Below are 18,181 nucleotides of genomic sequence, written 5' to 3' on the forward strand. Positions count from 1 at the left end.
ATTCACCCTTGGCCGATATCCCCCCGGTTAACAAAAGATAACGCGGCGTCGATTGTCAGACCTTTCGAAAGCCCGATAGGATAGGTCTGCTTCCGAAGTGGCTCTAGATTGCAGGTTTCAGGACTATGCTCCAGGACTGGCAACGTACCAAGCCATAACAATAATAATGGGGGAAAGGTCTATGAATGAGCCTGTCATGGCTGTGGGCCGCTGCCGGCCGCCGATGCTGCGCAGGGTCGCGTTGCTGGCTTCGGCGCTCTCGCTGCTGGGCTCTGCGCTGTTGTCGGCACCGGTGATGGCCGTTGCGGCGTCGACGTCCGATGTCATCTATTCCGTCGAGTCGGCCAAGGCCAGCAAAAGCCTGATGCTCGATGTGGTCCACGCCGGCCAGCGCCTGGTGGCGGTCGGTGACCGCGGGCACATTGTCTATTCGGACGACCAGGGCAAGTCCTGGACCCAGGCCAAGGTGCCGACTCGCCAACTGCTCACGGCGGTATTTTTCGTCGATGATAAACACGGCTGGGCCGTGGGGCACGACGCGCAGATCCTCGCCAGCGATGACGGCGGCAGCACCTGGACCAAGCAATTCGAAGACCTCACCCGCGAAGCACCCCTGCTGGACGTCTGGTTCAAGGATGCCAGCAACGGTTTCGCCGTGGGCGCCTACGGCGCACTGCTGGAAACCACCGACGGCGGCAAGCACTGGGAAGACGCCAGCGACCGCCTCGAAAACGAAGACCAGTTCCACCTCAATGCGATAGCCGCCGTGAAAGATGCCGGGCTGTTCATCGTCGGCGAGGCCGGCAGCATGTTCCGCTCCGCCGATTGGGGCCAGACCTGGGAAAAGCTCGAAGGCCCGTACGAAGGCTCGCTGTTCGGCGTCGTCGGCACTGCCCAGCCCTCGACGCTGTTGGCCTATGGCTTGCGCGGCAACCTCTATCGTTCCACCGACTTCGGCGGCACTTGGGATCAGGTCGAGCTCAAGGCCGCGCGCGGAGCCCTGGAGTTCGGCCTCTCAGGCGCCACGCTGCTGGCGGACGGTTCCATCGTGATTGTCGGCAACGGCGGCAGCGTCGTGCGCAGTACCGACGACGGCGAGACCTTCAGCGTGTTCAACCGCCCGGACCGAATTTCCGTGGCCGCCGTCACGGCGGCAGGCAACGGCAACCTGATTCTGGCGGGGCAAGGCGGCGTTCGTGCCACCACGTCCACCGGCGCCGAACTGAGCAAATGAGTCACGCCTGCAAGACGGGCACAAAAACAAGAAGGCGGACCCCATGAGCAGTCATCACCAAGACAAGGCGACGTTCCTCGAGCGCCTGATTTTCAACAACCGCCCGGCAGTGATCATCATTTGCCTGCTGGTCAGCATTTTCCTGTTCTGGCAGGCCACGCTGATCCGGCCGTCCACCAGTTTCGAAAAAATGATCCCGCTTGAGCACCCCTTCATCCAGAAGATGCTCGAACACCGCAACGACCTGGCGAACCTGGGCAACACGGTGCGCATTTCCGTGGAAGCCACCAACGGCGACATTTTCTCCAAGGAATACATGGAGACCCTGCGCCAGATCCACGACGAGGTGTTCTACATTTCCGGTGTCGACCGTTCCGGGCTCAAGTCGTTGTGGAGCCCGAGCGTGCGCTGGACCGAAGTGACGGAGGAGGGCTTTGCCGGCGGCGAGGTGATTCCCCAGAGCTATAACGGTTCGGCCGACAGCCTCGACCTGCTGCGCAACAACGTGCTCAAGTCCGGCCAGGTCGGGCGCCTGGTGGCCAACGACTTCAAGTCGAGCATCATCGACATCCCGCTGCTGGAGTCCTATCCCGACCCGCAGGACCAGGGCAAGTTGCTCGCCCTCGACTACCGGAAGTTTTCCCACGAGCTTGAAGACAAGATCCGCAACAAGTTCGAAGCACAGAACCCCAACGTGCAGATCCATATCGTCGGTTTCGCCAAGAAGGTCGGCGACCTGATCGACGGCTTGGTCATGGTGGTGCTGTTCTTCGGCGTGGCTTTCGTCATCACCCTGATCCTGCTGTACTGGTTCACCCACTGCATGCGCAGTACCGTCGCGGTCTTGACCACCACCCTGGTGGCGGTGGTCTGGCAGTTGGGGCTGATGCACGCGGCCGGTTTCGGCCTGGATCCGTACTCGATGCTGGTGCCGTTCCTGATCTTCGCCATCGGCATTTCCCATGGGGTGCAGAAAATCAACGGCATCGCCTTGCAGTCCAGCGATGCGGACAATGCCCTGACGGCGGCGCGGCGAACCTTCCGGCAGTTGTTCCTGCCGGGGATGATCGCGATCCTGGCGGACGCCGTGGGTTTCATCACCCTGCTGATCATCGACATCGGCGTGATCCGCGAACTGGCCATTGGCGCCTCCATCGGCGTGGCGGTGATCGTGTTCACCAACCTGATCCTGCTACCGGTGGCGATCTCCTACGCCGGCATCAGCAAGCGTGCGGTCGAGCGCAGCAAGAAAGACGCGACCCGCGAACATCCGTTCTGGCGCCTGCTGTCGAACTTCGCCAGCGCCAAGGTCGCGCCGGTGTCCATTGCCCTGGCGGTGATCGCCTTTGGCGGTGGCCTCTGGTACAGCCAGAACCTGAAGATCGGCGACCTGGACCAGGGCGCGCCGGAACTGCGTCCGGACTCGCGCTACAACCAGGACAACAACTTCATCATCAGCAATTACTCCACCAGCTCCGATGTACTGGTGGTGATGGTCAAGACCAAGGCCGAAGGCTGTTCGCGCTATGAAGCCATGGCCCCCATCGATGAGTTGATGTGGAAGATGCAGAACACCGAGGGCGTGCAGTCGGCGATTTCCCTGGTGACCGTGTCCAAGCAAATGATCAAGGGCATGAACGAGGGCAACCTGAAATGGGAAACCCTGTCGCGCAACCCTGACGTGCTGAACAACTCCATCGCCCGGGCCGATGGCCTGTACAACAACAGTTGCTCCCTGGCACCGGTGCTGGTGTTCCTCAACGACCACAAGGCCGAGACGTTGGACCGCGCGGTGAAGGCGGTGCAGGATTTCGCCAAGCAAAACAACCGCGATGGCCTGGAGTTCATCCTTGCCGCCGGTAACGCTGGTATCGAAGCGGCCACCAACGAAGTGATCAAGGCATCGGAGCTGACCATCCTGATCCTGGTGTACATCTGCGTGGCAACCATGTGCATGATCACCTTCCGCTCCTGGGCGGCGACGCTGTGCATCGTGCTGCCGCTGGTGCTGACCTCGGTGCTGGGCAACGCCCTGATGGCGTTCATGGGCATTGGCGTGAAGGTCGCGACCTTGCCGGTGGTGGCCCTGGGCGTGGGGATTGGCGTGGACTACGGGATTTATATCTACAGTCGTCTGGAGAGTTTCCTGCGCGCCGGGCTGCCGTTGCAGGAAGCGTACTACCAGACGCTGAAGTCCACCGGCAAGGCGGTGCTGTTCACCGGTTTGTGCCTGGCCATTGGTGTGTGCACCTGGATCTTCTCGGCCATCAAGTTCCAGGCCGACATGGGCCTGATGCTGACGTTCATGTTGCTGTGGAACATGTTCGGCGCGTTGTGGCTGCTGCCAGCGCTGGCGCGGTTCCTGATCAAGCCTGAGAAACTGGCGGGGCAGAAGGGCAATTCGTTGTTTGCTCATTGATTGGGTAGCTTGCTCCCCCTGGCCCCTGTAGGAGCTGGCGAAGCCTGCGATCTTTTGATCTTGATCTTGATCTTTCACTTTCGACTCAATGGTCAAGGGAAAGATCGCAGCCTCGTTGCACTCGTCAGCTCCTACACAGCTCCACAGCCAGCGGGAGCCGGGGGAGCGGCATCACTATCCTTGCGCTTGTGTTGTAATCAGGTCGCCAACGGCAAGAATTTGCTTTGCGCCAGGGGCTTGCCGATTGTCCCTCGATGCACATTCACTACCGCATAAGGGCTATTAGCCTTGGAGAGCAGGGAATAATAGTCTTCTCGACGCTGTTCCTTGGTTTTCAGATGCGCGACGCTGTAGTTAGCCTTCGGCGTATCGATTTTTTCGTAGTGGAAATGGGCATACCACAGGGCAGCCCCGTTACGGTCGTTGACGGCGTATTCCTGCAGAAAATCCTTTCGAGTCCCTTTCAGTGCCTTGCGCCCGCCGAGCCGCGCGACCTGGATGAGATTTTTGTCGAACAGGTAGCTAAGGTTGCCGTCGGTAGGCGGCAGTCGCATGCTCAGTTCGATGCGCAAGGCAGTGCCCTTGGCTGTGAGCGTGGAAATGGCCTCTGAAAGGCTTTGACTCAAGGCTTGATCCGCCTGGGTCCGTTCGGTTTGCCTGGCAGCGTAGGCCCTGTCGAGTTCTTCCGAGATCGTGCGAAAGCGACTCGCCTCATTGTTCATGATCTCTTCGATTTCCTGAGGGTGACGGCAGCGACTCTTGTAGCCTTCGGCACGGCGCAGACGGACGTCCAGTTGGTCGAGCAACTCTTTTGCGTCGCGCTTGATGGCATTGACCGACCGGGTTTTTGGCGCGGGTGTCGGCCGGCGTACGTCGACGGGGTCCCACACTTCGCCATGCTGCGAATAGGTGGCAATCACCTTATCGTCGACCTGGGAACGCAACTCGACAACTTCAATCGGCAGTGAGGTGCCGGCCGGTTTCAGATCGCCGATCAGCACGCCATTCTTTCGAGTCTTGATCACTTTTTTCTGAGGCTGGCCGCTGGGCGCTTTCGTACGCCTGGGCGCACGTTTGCGTGGTGTCGGTTCCGGTTTGACTTCTGCTGCCAATTTGCCGGACGTATCCTGATACATGCTCTCAACCAGTTTGATCAACCTGTCGAAGTTGGCTTCCTGGATGTCGTCGGCATAGAGGGTTTTCATGCCCTGCAGGGCGTCCAGTGCTTCACCATAATGCTCGGTCAGACTGGTCAACACCTCAAGCTGGTCTGAGGGGGACAGTTCGTACAATTGCAGGTTCGAATGGGAGCGCATCGACTCGTCCAGTCGTTTGACGACGAGATACAAACTATTCGATAAGCTGGTTCCGAGCCTCTTGATCGCCAGCAACGTGAGCAAGGACAGCTGAAAGGCCTTGACGCCTATTGCGTTTTTTTCTCCCAGTCGGTCGCTGGTCAGGCGTTCGAACGCTTGCACTCCGGCGGAATCCAGGTTCAGCAGCTTCTCCAGATAGCCGTCCTTGAGTTCCAGCCAATGAATGGCGCGATCATTGAGTTCACAGAGGACATTCAGGTACCTCATATAGCCCTCCATATCTCTGGTCACCACTTCTTCCACAGGCTTTAGCCCAAACCCTGGATTGGCGGCAATGATGGCATCCATATCCGTCTCGATGACCGCGGCAGATTTGCGGGCATTGTTGATCACATTTTCCATCAGCGCGCGCCGCATTACAGACGGGAGCTCAATTTTCAGCCGCGCGCGCTCCTCTGCGCTGTCCAACAGCTTTAGATAAATGGCGGTCTGTTCATTGAGCAGCTCGTAATAAATTTTTCGCTTCGGCGCGCGTTGTTCTTCGGAATAGCGGCTTCCTTCCTGGAACAGGGTCATCACCTGTTGGGCAACGTCGATGGCGCGTTGTTGGTCGACCTGCTGGGTGACGAAATTGTTCAGTTCTTGGGTCAGCTCGTCGGTTCTGCGGGCATTCTGGCGACGGAGGTCGGCCATGCGTTTGGGCGGTGCGCCCCCGAGCAGGCGCAAGCGCAGGTCCAGGGACCAGTTGCCATCGGGATCTGCTCGCAGGGCGGGGCCCGTCCGTGCCGGATCAAGCGGGTCGATAATCGTGACCTGGCCTTCCGGATCCGAGTCGACTCGATACAGGCCGTCCTGGACCAACGCATGCCACTTTCCGGCGATCAAATACAAACCCTTTAACGGCCCGTACGGGATCGGCGTAGGCAATGATGCGGGGCGTGGTACCTGCATGCGCTGGATACGGGTGCGTTGTTCCTGCGTCAGCCGGTTCTGGGGATTGCTGAAGCTGAAATCGAGGAAGGTGTTGGGGGGGGCGCCAGGCAAGCCAATGGATCCCTGGCGGATCCTCGGCAGGTCGGGTGCGGGCCATTGCTGTGCAACGAGGCGCGGCGCGGGGGCGTGCATCGCTTGTTCCTTGATCGATATGGGCACGGAAGGGCGAACAGGTGCCTGGATGGAAGGAAACTGGGTCACCAACATGGCAAGGTTGACCAGCAAATCGACAGCGGCCAGTTCCCGCGTCACGGGATCGGCACTGCCCAGGTCCGGAATGTCATGGCTGGCGGCGGCCATCAGGCTCCATAGCCAAGCGACGGTCATGGTCGGACCGCGTAGCAATGGGAACAGCAACGTATTGAACAACAGGCTCCCACCCTTGAGCAGCGCCGCCCAGCGGCTTTCGCTGTTGGAAACCGAAGCGCGGTCGGCCTGGGTGATCAAGGCTTGGGCGTTGCAGCCATACAGGTATTGCATCAGCTTGCCGTTGCGCAGGTATTGCAGCAGTTCATCGCTATCGGCCTGGATGGCGAGCGTCGCGGGGGCGGGCACTTCAGGAACGCTGAACTCGTCGCCCTGGAAAAAGTGCACGATGTGCGGCTGCAGGAAGCCGCCATTGGCGTACACCGGGCGGGCGTCGTCGGACATCCAGGTCAGGACGCTTTTCTGCAGTTCGGTGTCGCTGACGACAGACTGCAACAGCGCCTGACGCGTCGGGAACTCCATCAGTACGGGCGTATACAGGGGGCGATACAACACGTGCGGACCGGCGCGGGTGTCCTGCGCCTCGATAATGAACATATTGCTCACGATGTCGGGCCGGGCCAGGGGCTTGCTCAGGAAGGCCAAGTGTTGGATGGCCACGGGGCGACCATTGACCTGCTGGTCGCTTGCGTCGGGTTGCAGCAGCGCCTCAATCAGGCGCAGCCCTTGACGGGTCATGCCGTTTTCGTTGCCGAGTACTTGCTGCAGCGCTTCGAGCGGTAGCTGCGCCGGGACCTGTTCCGCAAAGATCCGTTGGTAGTCAAGCGCTTGAGGCGAGTCGCCCAACAACTCCTGTTGCAGGTAGCGAGGGTAGGTCGTGCCAATGTCGACTTGTTCGATCAGCCCACCCCGACGGGTGATGTAGTCCGGCGTCAACCATGCAGGCAGTGTCAAACCGCGGCGATGGCTGAGCACCAGGTTTCCACTGGGGCGCGCAATGAGGTTGTCGATGGCCAGTTGCGTCAGGCTCATTGTCCTTTTCTCGCTGATGCCGACAGCCCCGGGATACCCGGCGGAGACCGTGAAGATCAGTTCCACATCGTCCGGTTGGAAGCGGTTGGGCTCAGCCTTGGCCTTGTCATTGTCGTTGGTCTTACTCATCTGGCTGAGCAACGCGTCAGCCGCGAAAGCCCTGATGTCGCTCAAAGGGAGCCGCACTTGGCTGCGTCTCTTGACGCTGGCCATCGCCAGGCTGTAGCGCTGGAACCTCGCCTGGTCGACGCTGGCCGCTGTTTTGAGCCAGGCGGGCAGTATCGGCCGCAGTTGTGCCGCTGCCTGCGGCGCCAGGCATGTGGCCCCGTCCATGGCGCGAGCCGGATCGCTCAGCTCGCTATAGAGCATCCCCAGCTTCTGCGGGCCGATCCGCGAGGGCAATTGCACAGCCCTCAGGTCCGCCAGTTGCTGTTCCAGAATCAGTTGCGCCTGGGTATCGAAGGCGTTGCCGCCTATTTCGTAGCGTTGGCAGGTAACGCTGTCGACGAGGTAGGCGTTGGCAATCCGCTCGGCCCAATCTTCATTGAAGGCCTCCAGTGAATCGAAGGTCCGCACGGCGCTGTCAGGGCTGCAAAGCATGATGACCAGGCCGTCGGGGGTGTAATGCAACAGCAGGATCTCGCTGCTTGGCAATTGCGCCGTGGAGGCACCGTAGGTGACGGCGCTTTGCAAGCTGTAAGCGTAGACGGGCGGGACATTGTCTTTGAAACGCTGTTCGCGGTCGGGCCAACGGACGATCTGGTCCAGGGCGTTGCGCACCGGCTCACTCAATCCGGTTTGTTGCAGCCCTTGGATATGCAGCATGTTGCGCAGGGTGTCGCTGAGCCATTGCCAGCGGTTGGTGGACAAGCCGGCATCGGATTGGGTGGCGTCATCAATGTCGGTGTTCCAATAGCGGGTCAGGGCATCTTCCAGCTCGATCGGTACCGTCAAGGGCAGTTCAAGCACGAGCTTTTCGATAACCTTCATGTCCAGGCTGTAACCGCCTGATTTAAGGCGGCGCGGCGGGGCATCGGAAAGATAACAGTCGAAGTTCCCTCGTGGCTTGAAGTCCAGGGGGGTGCCAAGGCTCAGGTAATCGAGCACTAGGCGCATGAAAGGCTGAAAGCGCCAACCGCGAGCGGCCACATCCGGGGTTGCCAGTTTGGTTTTGGACAGGTCGATGTTCAGGGTGGGAAATTTTTTCTGGATCGCCTGTTGCAGTGTTTGTTGCGCGACCTGCTCGAACGTCGGGCGTCCGGCAAATCGCTGGCTGATGTTTTGCGAAAATGCGCAAGGGCTGTCAGCCGGAGAGGGAGAGGTCATAAGAAATCCTTTTCCTGGGGTCGTGGTCATCGGGATGACGACCACGCCAGTTTCGGAATTTCTTCAATGCGCTGTGCGGTACATAGTTACCGCACTGTTGAGCGCGAGTCTTGGCGAGGCGACTGGCAACGGGAAGTATCAGGCTGGATCGCTGCCCAGCACTACATTCAGCGCGCTGCGGGCATCGTCCAGCTGCACCAGCGTGGCATGGCGGGCACCGAGGGCATCGCGGTTCTCGATGGCGGTGAGGATCGCCTTGTGTCGCGGCATCGCCAGTTCATGCAGGTTGGGCCGTTGGTTGGAATGCTTGAGCGCCTCGGCGATGGCCACTGACAACATGTTGCAGAGGTTGGCGAGCAGGTCGTTGTGGGTGGCGTCGGCGATGCGGCTGTGGAAGTCCAGGTCCGGTTGCAGCACGGCCTCGGGGGTCGGGGCCGCTTCCATGCGCTGGTAGGCCTCGCGGATGGAAGCGATGTCGTCCTCGTTGGCGAACTGTGCGGCCAGGGCAGCGGCCGCCGGCTCGATGATGCTGCGCACGCTGGTCAGCAGGTTGAAAAATTCATTTTGCGGGCTGCTCTGCATCAGCCAATGCAGCACATCCGGGTCGAGCATGTGCCATTCCCGCCGGGGCTTGACCACCGTGCCCACGCGCGGGCGCGAATACACCAGGCCCTTGGCGACCAGCACTCGCGTGGCTTCGCGCAGCACCGGGCGGCTGACCGCATACTCTTCGCATAGCAAGGCTTCAGCGGGCAGTTTATCGTCCGGTTTGAAGCGCCCGGAAACGATCTGCATGCCCAGTTCCTGGACGATGCGCGCGTGCATGCTTTTGCGGTCGGAGGGTTTGCGGTAATCCATGGGGCGTGGCGCGATCCTGTGCGGAGGGAGTGCTGCGCATCATAGCAGGCGCAGCGATGGCGGGTCGCTAATGCGATTTTTGATTTGGATGCAGACCCATTGTGGGAGCGGGCTTTTTTGTGGGAGCTGAGCTTGCTCGCGATGAGGCACTTGCAGTCAACATCTCTGTTGTCTGTTACACCGCTATCGCGAGCAAGCTCAGCTCCCACAAAAGCTTGCTCCCGCAGGGGGTACCCGCAAGGGGATGGGTAGGGTTAATGAGAGTGACGCGGCACCTCGGCACCGCGGCAACCGACCAGGAAGTCGAAGTCACAGCCCTGGTCCGCTTGCAGCACGTGGTCGATGTACAACTGCCGGTAACCGCCCACCAACAGGTTCTGCGGTGGCGGCAGGTCGGCCAGGCGCGCCGCGAGTTCGGCGTCCGGGATGTCCAGGTGCAGGCGGCCGCTGGCGCAATCGAGTTCGATCCAGTCGCCTTCCTTCACTGCCGCCAGAGGTCCGCCGGCGGCGGCTTCCGGTGCCACGTGCAGCACCACCGTGCCGTAGGCGGTGCCGCTCATGCGGGCGTCGGAAATCCGCACCATGTCCGTCACACCCTGGGCCAGCAGCTTGGCCGGCAAGCCCATGTTGCCGACTTCGGCCATGCCTGGATAACCCTTCGGCCCGCAGTTTTTCATCACCAGGATCGAGTCGGCGTCCACGTCCAGTTCCGGGTCGTTGATCCGTGCCTTGTACTCGTCGAAATTCTCGAACACCACCGCACGTCCGCGATGCTGCATCAGTTCGGCGGTGGCGGCGGACGGCTTGAGCACTGCGCCCAGTGGCGCCAGGTTGCCGCGCAGTACGCAGATACCGCCGTCGGCGCGGATCGGGTTGTCCAGGGTGCGGATGACTTCATCCTGGCCGTAGATCGGTGCGTCCTTGGTGTTCTCGCCGAGGCTCTTGCCGTTGACGGTCAAGGCGTTCGGATGGGGAATCAGGTTGGCTTCGCCGAGGCGGCGCAGCACGGCGGGCAGGCCGCCGGCGTAGTAGAACTCTTCCATCAGGAAGCGCCCGGACGGCTGCAGGTCGACGATGGTCGGCATGCCGCGACCGATGCGGGTCCAGTCGTCCAGGTCCAATTGCACACCGATGCGGCCGGCAATGGCCTTGAGGTGGATCACCGCGTTGGTCGAACCGCCGATGGCCGCATTGACGCGGATGGCGTTTTCGAAGGCTTCCTTGGTCAGGATCTTCGACAGTTTCAGGTCTTCACGGACCATTTCCACGGCGCGCATGCCGGACATATGGGCCAGCACATAACGCCGTGCGTCCACGGCCGGAATCGCTGCGTTGTGCGGCAGCGAAGTACCGAGGGCTTCGGCCATGCAGGCCATGGTCGAGGCGGTGCCCATGGTGTTGCAGGTGCCGGCCGAACGGGACATGCCGCCCTCGGCCGCGAGGAAATCGTCAATGGTGATAGTGCCGGCCTTGACCTGTTCGCTCAATTGCCAGACCACCGTGCCGGAGCCGATGTCCTGGCCCTTGTGCTTGCCATTGAGCATCGGCCCACCGGTCACGACGATGGCCGGTACGTCACAACTGGCGGCACCCATCAGCAGGGCGGGGGTGGTCTTGTCGCAACCGGTGAGCAGCACCACGCCGTCAATCGGGTTGCCGCGAATCGCCTCTTCCACGTCCATGCTCGCCAGGTTGCGGGTCAGCATGGCGGTGGGGCGCAGGTTCGATTCGCCGTTGGAGAACACCGGGAATTCCACCGGGAAGCCCCCGGCCTCGATCACACCGCGCTTGACGTGTTCGGCGATTTGCCGGAAGTGCGCGTTGCACGGCGTCAGCTCCGACCAGGTGTTGCAGATGCCGATGATCGGCTTGCCATGGAACTGATGGTCGGCGATGCCCTGATTTTTCATCCAGCTGCGGTACATGAAGCCGTTCTTGTCGGCGGTGCCAAACCATTGGGCCGAGCGCAGGGAGGGTTTCTTATCAGACATGATCGATTCTCTTATTGTATGACTATATTGTTCTAGCTGAAGCGTAACATAAGCGCAATTTGTGCGGTTTGGAAGTGTTGTTGGGTAAATAGTATTACTATATAGTCCAATTCGATGGAGGGATTGTCCTGGCGGTCATTCGCGAGAGAAATCCCCCGAGGTTCCATAACAACAACAATCGGAGACCGGTCCCATGAGCCAGGAATTGCGGCTTATACGTCGCATCACGCTGAAACTGATTCCCTTCCTGATCCTGCTGTACCTGATCGCCTATGTGGACCGCTCTGCGGTGGGCTTTGCCAAGCTGCACATGGGTGCCGACCTGGGTATCGGCGACGCCGCCTACGGCCTGGGTGCAGGGTTGTTTTTCATCGGTTATTTCCTGCTGGAGATCCCCAGCAACTTGATGTTGGAACGCTTCGGTGCCCGGCGCTGGTTCGCCCGGATCATGATCACCTGGGGCGCCATCACCATTGGCATGGCGTTCGTACAAGGCCCGCATAGCTTCTATGTGATGCGCTTTTTGCTCGGCGCGGCTGAAGCCGGGTTCTTCCCGGGCGTGCTGTACTACATCACCCAGTGGTTCCCGGTGCGCCATCGCGGCAAGATCCTGGGCCTGTTCATTCTTTCCCAACCCATCGCGATGATGATCACCGGTCCCGTGTCCGGTGGTTTGCTGGGCATGGACGGCATCCTTGGCCTGCACGGCTGGCAGTGGCTGTTCATCGTCATCGGCCTGCCCGCGGTGCTGTTGACCTGGCCGGTGCTGCGCTACCTGCCGGACGGCCCGCAACAAGTGAAATGGATGGACCAGGCCGAGAAGGACTGGCTGACCGGTGAACTGAATAAAGACCTGCAGGAATACGGCCAGACCCGTCACGGCAATCCGCTGCATGCCCTGAAAGACAAACGCGTCTTGTTGCTGGCGCTGTTCTACCTGCCGGTGACCTTGAGTATCTACGGCCTGGGCCTGTGGTTGCCGACGCTGATCAAGCAGTTCGGCGGCAGCGACCTGGTGACCGGTTTCGTGTCGTCGGTGCCCTACATCTTCGGCATCGTCGGTTTGCTGATCATTCCCCGCAGCTCCGACCGCTTGAACGACCGCTACGGTCACCTGGCCGTGTTGTACGTGCTGGGCGCCATCGGCCTGTTCCTCAGCGCCTGGTTGTCGGTGCCGGTGTTGCAATTGGCGGCGCTGTGCCTGGTGGCGTTCGCGCTGTTTTCCTGCACGGCGGTGTTCTGGACCTTGCCGGGGCGCTTCTTTGCCGGCGCCAGTGCGGCGGCGGGCATCGCGTTGATCAACTCGGTGGGCAACCTGGGCGGCTACATCGGCCCGTTCGTGATCGGTGCGCTGAAGGAGTACACCGGCAACCTGGCCTCGGGGCTGTATTTCCTGTCGTGTGTGATGGTATTCGGCCTGGTGTTGACCGGCGTGGTCTATCGCCTGCTGGAGCGCAAGCACGTGCTGCCGGCGGACCAGTTCGCGGCCAGCGCCCGCGGGGCGACACGTACCTGAGGTCACTGTGGGAGCGAGCTTTTTGTGGCAAGGGATCTTGCTCCCGCTCGACTGCGTGTAGGAGCTGTGTAGGAGCTGTCGAGTGCAACGAGGCTGCGATCTTGTTCCAGACAATTGAGTCCTGAGCGAAAGATCAAAAGATCGCAGCCTTCGGCAGCTCCTACACCACAAAAGCCTGCTACGCCTATTCAAGTTTTGCTTACAAGGAGAAAGATATGCGTTTAGTTCAGTTCGAATTGAGTAACGGCGAACGCCGCGTCGGCGTGGTCGAGGGCGATCAGGTGCGCGAAGTGCAGGGCGCTCGCACCGTACGCGAGCTGGCGCTGGCGGCTATCGAAGCGGGCGTGAAGCTTGAGCAACAGGTCGACAGCCTGGGCCTGGGGGCGAGCCATGACTACGCTCGGTTGCTCGGTGAGCTGCGCATCTTGCCGCCACTGGACCACCCGGACCCGGCGCACCTGTTGGTCAGCGGCACCGGCCTGACCCACCTGGGCAGCGCCTCGGCCCGGGACAAGATGCACCAGCAGGCGGGCGACGAAGCGGCCATGACCGACACCATGCGCATCTTCAAGTGGGGCGTGGAGGGCGGCAAACCCCAGGCCGGGCAGGCTGGCGTGCAACCGGAATGGTTCTACAAGGGCGACGGCAGCATCGTGGTCCGCCCGGGCCATCCGTTCCCGTTGCCGCCCTTTGCCGAAGATGCTGGCGAAGAGCCTGAAATCAGCGGCCTGTATGTCATCGGCCACGACGCCAAGCCCTATCGCCTGGGCTTTGCCGTGGGCAACGAGTTTTCCGACCACGTGATGGAACGCAAGAATTACCTGTACCTGGCCCATTCGAAATTGCGCAGTTGCAGTTTTGGCCCGGAACTTCGCGTGGGTGAACTGCCTCAACATCTGTCCGGGACCAGTCGTATCCTGCGCAACGGCGAAGTGCTGTGGCAGAACGAATTCCTCAGCGGCGAGGCGAACATGTGCCACAGCCTCGAAAACCTGGAGTTCCACCATTTCAAGTACAGTCAGTTCCTGCGCCCGGGGGATGTCCATGTTCACTTCTTCGGCACCGCGACCCTGTCGTTCGCCGATGGCATCCGCACGCAGCCGGGGGATGTGTTCGAAATCAGCCAGGCTGAATTCGGCGCGCCGCTGGTCAATGGCATTGCCCCGGTGGACGCGGTGTTCAACCCGGGTACTATCGGCACACTTTAAAGGAGACTTGCGATGAACCAGATCCTTGGCCACAACTACATCGGCGGGGCGCGCAGCGCGGCCGGCCAGACGCGCCTGCAGAGCGTCGACGCCAGTACCGGCGAGGCCTTGCCCCACGACTTCGTCCAGGCCACGGCCGAAGAAGTCGACGCCGCCGCCAAGGCCGCTGCGGCGGCTTATCCGGCCTACCGCAGCCTGAGTGCGGTGCGCCGGGCCGAGTTCCTCGAGGCCATTGCCGATGAGCTGGACGCCTTGGGCGATGCGTTCGTGGCCGTGGTCTGCCGTGAAACCGCGTTGCCGGCGGCACGGATCCAGGGCGAGCGCGGTCGCACCAGCGGCCAGATGCGTTTGTTCGCCAAGGTCTTGCGCCGTGGTGATTTCTACGGTGCGCGCATCGACCGTGCGCTGCCTGAGCGCACGCCGTTGCCGCGTCCGGACTTGCGTCAGTACCGCATCGGCCTGGGGCCGGTGGCGGTGTTTGGCGCCAGTAACTTCCCCCTGGCGTTTTCCACCGCCGGTGGCGACACGGCGTCGGCCCTGGCGGCCGGTTGCCCGGTGGTGTTCAAGGCCCACAGCGGCCACATGGCGACCGCCGAGCACGTGGCCGATGCGATCATCCGTGCGGCTGAAAAGACCGCGATGCCGGCGGGTGTGTTCAACATGATCTACGGCGGTGGCGTTGGCGAATGGCTGGTCAAGCATCCGGCGATCCAGGCCGTGGGTTTCACCGGTTCCCTCAAGGGCGGGCGTGCCCTGTGCGACATGGCCGCCGCACGGCCGCAGCCGATCCCGGTGTTTGCCGAGATGTCGAGCATCAACCCGGTGATCGTGTTGCCGCAGGCGCTGCAAACCCGCGCCGAGAGCGTCGCGCGTGACCTGACCGCCTCGGTGGTGCAGGGCTGCGGTCAGTTCTGCACCAACCCTGGCCTGGTGATCGGGATTCGTTCGCCGCAGTTCACCGCCTTCACCCAGCAGGTGGCGGCGTTGATTGGCGACCAGGCGCCCCAAACCATGCTCAACGCCGGCACGCTGCAAAGCTACGGCAAGGGCCTGCAAAAGTTGCTGGCTCACCCGGGCATCGAGCATTTGGCCGGGCGCGAGCAGCAGGGCAACCAGGCCCAGCCGCAGTTGTTCAAGGCCGACGCCAGCCTGCTGATCAACGGTGACGAGGCGTTGCAGGAAGAAGTGTTCGGTCCGACCACGGTGTTTGTCGAAGTCGCGGACCAGGCGCAACTGACCGCCGCGCTGAACGGCCTGCACGGCCAACTGACGGCAACGATGATCGGTGAGCCGGCGGACTTCGAACGGTTCAGCGAACTGACGCCGCTGCTGGAGCAGAAGGTTGGCCGCATCCTGCTCAACGGTTATCCGACCGGGGTGGAGGTGTGTGATTCGATGGTGCACGGCGGGCCTTATCCGGCGACGTCCGATGCCCGTGGTACGTCGGTGGGCACCCTGGCGATCGATCGTTTCCTGCGTCCGGTATGTTTCCAGAACTACCCGGACAGCCTGCTGCCCGAGCCGCTGAAGAACGCCAACCCGTTGGGGCTCCTGCGGTTGGTGGATGGCGTGCCGGGGCGCGAGGCGCTCTGAGGGTTTCGGTGAGGCCGTTGCATTCAAGTTGAATGTGCCGGCCTCATCGCGAGCAAGCTCGCTCCCACAGGGGGCTTTGGTGAGTACAGAATTTGTGTTCGCTGAAAATCCAACTGTGGGAGCGAGCTTGCTCGCGATGGCGATCTTCCAGCCGAAATCGCTTTCGAACCTTATGGCCCAAGGCCCACGCCCACATTGGGTTATCATGACGACTTTCCCAACGACCGACTGATCACCATGACTGCCGTAACCGACACCCTGCTGCTAGCCCTCGAATCCTGCGACATGTTGATTATCGACGGGCTGCACGCATTCGATTTCTCTCTCGATGAGCAGGACCAATTGCACGTCGAGTGCATGAACGGCCGCACCCTCGAGCACTGGCGTTTCACGCCAGTGCAGATGCAGGTCGCGACATTCGATAAAACCCTGAACCACTGGATCATCACCAGCGATTCGGGCGATCACCACTTGGAGTGCGTGGAAGCCACCAGCGGCCACGACGATGAGGACGACGAAGATGAAAATGCGTAGTCTCTGGCCGTTGCTGATGGCCGGCAGCGTGGGCGCCATGGGCGTCCAGGCAGGCACCGATGAGCGCCATCAACTGCTGGTGGGTTCCTACACCGCCGGCCAGAGCCAGGGCATCTACCGGATGCAATTCGACAGCCGCACCGGCCAGCTCGATGCCAAGCCGTTGCAAGTGATCAAGACCGACAACCCGTCGTGGCTGACCCTTTCCAAGGACATGACCCGGCTGTTCGTGGTCAACGAAAACGGGCCGGGCCAGAAAGACCCGGTGGGCAAGGTCAGCAGCTACGCCATCGACCCCAAGACCCATGAACTGAGCCTGATCAACCAGGTGCAGTCCCTGGGCAACGAGCCGACCCATTCCAGCCTCAGCGGTGATGGCCGGCATCTGCTGGTCAGCAACTACTCGGTGGTGGAAGACCCGGGCGGCGCCCTGGCGGTATTGCCGGTGGACGCCGATGGCAAGCTGGCTCCCGTGGTGCAGTTGAGCAGTCACCAGCCGAGCAAGGTCAACCCCGAGCGGCAGATGTCGGCCCATGTGCACGCCGCAGTGTCCTCGCCCGATGGCAAGTACGTGTTCGCCAACGACCTGGGGGCGGACAAGGTGTTCATCTACCGCTACGACCCCAAGGCCAATCCAGAGCTGCCATTGACCGCCGCCGATCCAGCCTTCGTACAGTTGCCGCCTGGCAGCGGCCCGCGTCACCTGCTGTTCAGCGCTGATGGCAAGCACGCCTGGCTGACCATGGAAATGAGCGCGCAAGTGGCAGTGTTCGACTATCAGGACGGGCGATTGACCCAGCGTCAACTGGTCGACCTGGCGGCCGGCAAGCCGCAGCCGGGCAGGGCGGCGGCTGCGCTGCATGCGTCCAGGGATGGCAAATTCCTTTACGTCAGCAACCGTGGCACCACCAACGAAGTGCTGGTGTTCGCCATCGACCCGGCCGCAGGCACGCTCAAAGAGCTGCAGCGGCGCTCGGTGGAAGGCGATCATCCACGGGAATTCAGCCTCGACCCGAGCGGGAAATTCCTGCTGGTTGCCAACCAGAAGAGCAACCAGATCGTGGTGATCGAGCGCGACCCGAAGACCGGCCTGCTGGGTAAAACCGTGCAGAAAATGCCGATGGATGCGCCCAGCGATTTGAAGTTCATCGTCCGGCAATAGAGCGCAGGCCCCGTTTTTCGGGGCCTGCGCCGTTGTATCAACGAGACTGATATTCGCAAGTGATGTAAAGCATTTCAACGCAGGACGCCTCGGCGCGTAAGTTTGCTTCACGGCCCAACCGGGCAAGTCAGCCAACTGAATCCGAGGTCTACCGCCATGAATCTGAATCTGTTTTCCGTGATCGCCGCTTCCGCTATCTCTGCCACCGTGGCGTTGCCCGCCAGTGCCAGCGTCGAGATCAGCGACAAGAAAAATCGCACCCAGAGCTACACCGAGAAATACCTGCAACAAAGCGCCAACTTCTATGCGGCGCTGGACCACAAGACCCAACACTGAAATCTCGCGCAACGACCGAAGCCTGCGATCTTTTCATCTTCACCGACCCACAGGTGCAAGAGAAAAGATCGCAGGCTTCGCCGTTTCTGGAGAAATCCCGCTGTAATATCACTTGGCCATGTGTTTAAATTTGACGCTGACAAATTGACTCCTTTGCCGATAAGGATCGAACCATGGCGATGCGTCTGGCAGTGATGTTGCTGTTTCTCTATTCCACCCCGATTGTCTCTGCGGCGCAGCCGGATTCCGGCGAGCTTGAGGTGGCGCGTGAGCGATTGTTGAGTTTGCTTAGCGACTGATCGGATTGGGCAACAATGGGGTTGCATGGTTACTTTGTGGCGAGGGAGCTTGCTCCCGCTGGGCCGCGCAGCGGACCCTTTTTTGCGATTGCTGCGCAATCGAGCGGGAGCAAGCTCCCTCGCCACAAAAGCGTCTTTAGCCGCAAAAAAAGCGTGC

At 61.2% G+C, this 18,181-nt stretch carries 12 protein-coding genes; 9 read left to right on the plus strand and 3 right to left on the minus strand.

Annotated features, from left to right (window positions below):
- Positions 1-181 precede the first annotated feature (181 nt).
- Positions 182-1,234: a WD40/YVTN/BNR-like repeat-containing protein gene (locus tag LQ215_RS02995; protein ID WP_230147364.1), complete on the plus strand. Its 1,053-nt coding sequence runs from the start codon at positions 182-184 to the stop codon at positions 1,232-1,234.
- Positions 1,235-1,277: 43 nt separating this feature from the next.
- Entirely contained in the window at positions 1,278-3,653 is a 2,376-nt protein-coding gene (locus LQ215_RS03000; protein WP_230147365.1) for an efflux RND transporter permease subunit, read from the plus strand.
- 197 nt (positions 3,654-3,850) lie between these two features.
- On the opposite strand, the gene LQ215_RS03005 is transcribed toward LQ215_RS03000, so the two are convergent.
- The 3 genes from LQ215_RS03005 to LQ215_RS03015 form a co-directional block, all read right to left on the minus strand.
- The gene (locus tag LQ215_RS03005; protein ID WP_230147366.1) at positions 3,851-8,527 is read right to left on the minus strand and encodes a dermonecrotic toxin domain-containing protein; all 4,677 of its coding nucleotides are present in this window, start codon (positions 8,525-8,527) and stop codon (positions 3,851-3,853) included.
- A gap of 138 nt (positions 8,528-8,665) precedes the next feature.
- Positions 8,666-9,385 carry a FadR/GntR family transcriptional regulator gene (locus LQ215_RS03010; protein ID WP_230147367.1) on the minus strand — a complete coding sequence of 240 codons (720 nt, stop codon included), beginning with the start codon at positions 9,383-9,385 and terminating at the stop codon, positions 8,666-8,668.
- A gap of 254 nt (positions 9,386-9,639) precedes the next feature.
- Entirely contained in the window at positions 9,640-11,376 is a 1,737-nt protein-coding gene (locus tag LQ215_RS03015; protein WP_230147368.1) for an IlvD/Edd family dehydratase, read from the minus strand.
- A 193-nt stretch (positions 11,377-11,569) separates the two neighbouring features.
- On the opposite strand from LQ215_RS03015, the gene LQ215_RS03020 reads away from it, so the two are divergent.
- From LQ215_RS03020 to LQ215_RS29480, 7 genes are all read left to right on the plus strand, one after another.
- Positions 11,570-12,892 (plus strand): MFS transporter, encoded by a 1,323-nt coding sequence (locus LQ215_RS03020; protein WP_230147369.1) that lies wholly within the window; start codon positions 11,570-11,572, stop codon positions 12,890-12,892.
- A gap of 215 nt (positions 12,893-13,107) precedes the next feature.
- Positions 13,108-14,100, plus strand: a complete 993-nt coding sequence (gene araD1 / locus LQ215_RS03025; RefSeq protein WP_230147370.1) for an AraD1 family protein — start codon at positions 13,108-13,110, stop codon at positions 14,098-14,100.
- A 12-nt stretch (positions 14,101-14,112) separates the two neighbouring features.
- Entirely contained in the window at positions 14,113-15,693 is a 1,581-nt protein-coding gene (locus LQ215_RS03030) for an aldehyde dehydrogenase (NADP(+)) (RefSeq protein ID WP_230147371.1), read from the plus strand.
- A gap of 237 nt (positions 15,694-15,930) precedes the next feature.
- A complete protein-coding gene (locus tag LQ215_RS03035; protein ID WP_230147372.1) occupies positions 15,931-16,227 on the plus strand; it encodes a DUF5629 family protein in 297 nt (98 codons plus the stop codon).
- A complete protein-coding gene (locus LQ215_RS03040) occupies positions 16,214-17,389 on the plus strand; it encodes a lactonase family protein (protein WP_230147373.1) in 1,176 nt (391 codons plus the stop codon). The genes LQ215_RS03035 and LQ215_RS03040 overlap by 14 nt, the downstream gene beginning before the upstream one ends.
- Before the next feature lie 156 nt (positions 17,390-17,545).
- Positions 17,546-17,725, plus strand: coding sequence for a hypothetical protein (locus LQ215_RS03045; protein WP_003202673.1), 180 nt, complete (start codon positions 17,546-17,548; stop codon positions 17,723-17,725).
- 173 nt (positions 17,726-17,898) lie between these two features.
- On the plus strand, positions 17,899-18,024 hold the full coding sequence (locus tag LQ215_RS29480; protein WP_003180680.1) for a hypothetical protein: 126 nt from the start codon (positions 17,899-17,901) through the stop codon (positions 18,022-18,024).
- The last annotated feature ends 157 nt before the right edge of the window (positions 18,025-18,181 follow it).

The sequence above is a fragment of the Pseudomonas brassicacearum genome, assembly GCF_918698105.1.
Classification (GTDB): Bacteria; Pseudomonadota; Gammaproteobacteria; order Pseudomonadales; family Pseudomonadaceae; genus Aquipseudomonas; species Aquipseudomonas brassicacearum_F.

What these genes read in the sequence shown, in the direction of transcription:
- LQ215_RS02995 (WP_230147364.1), top strand. Translation starts at nt 182, where the DNA reads ATGAATGAGCCTGTCATGGCTGTGGGCCGCTGCCGGCCGCCGATGCTG.
- LQ215_RS03030 (WP_230147371.1), top strand. Translation starts at nt 14,113, where the DNA reads ATGAACCAGATCCTTGGCCACAACTACATCGGCGGGGCGCGCAGCGCG.
- LQ215_RS29480 (WP_003180680.1), top strand. Translation starts at nt 17,899, where the DNA reads ATGGCGATGCGTCTGGCAGTGATGTTGCTGTTTCTCTATTCCACCCCG.
- LQ215_RS03020 (WP_230147369.1), top strand. Translation starts at nt 11,570, where the DNA reads ATGAGCCAGGAATTGCGGCTTATACGTCGCATCACGCTGAAACTGATT.
- LQ215_RS03045 (WP_003202673.1), top strand. Translation starts at nt 17,546, where the DNA reads ATGAATCTGAATCTGTTTTCCGTGATCGCCGCTTCCGCTATCTCTGCC.
- LQ215_RS03000 (WP_230147365.1), top strand. Translation starts at nt 1,278, where the DNA reads ATGAGCAGTCATCACCAAGACAAGGCGACGTTCCTCGAGCGCCTGATT.
- LQ215_RS03040 (WP_230147373.1), top strand. Translation starts at nt 16,214, where the DNA reads ATGAAAATGCGTAGTCTCTGGCCGTTGCTGATGGCCGGCAGCGTGGGC.
- LQ215_RS03035 (WP_230147372.1), top strand. Translation starts at nt 15,931, where the DNA reads ATGACTGCCGTAACCGACACCCTGCTGCTAGCCCTCGAATCCTGCGAC.
- LQ215_RS03015 (WP_230147368.1), bottom strand. Translation starts at nt 11,376, where the DNA reads ATGTCTGATAAGAAACCCTCCCTGCGCTCGGCCCAATGGTTTGGCACC.
- LQ215_RS03005 (WP_230147366.1), bottom strand. Translation starts at nt 8,527, where the DNA reads ATGACCTCTCCCTCTCCGGCTGACAGCCCTTGCGCATTTTCGCAAAAC.
- araD1 (WP_230147370.1), top strand. Translation starts at nt 13,108, where the DNA reads ATGCGTTTAGTTCAGTTCGAATTGAGTAACGGCGAACGCCGCGTCGGC.
- LQ215_RS03010 (WP_230147367.1), bottom strand. Translation starts at nt 9,385, where the DNA reads ATGGATTACCGCAAACCCTCCGACCGCAAAAGCATGCACGCGCGCATC.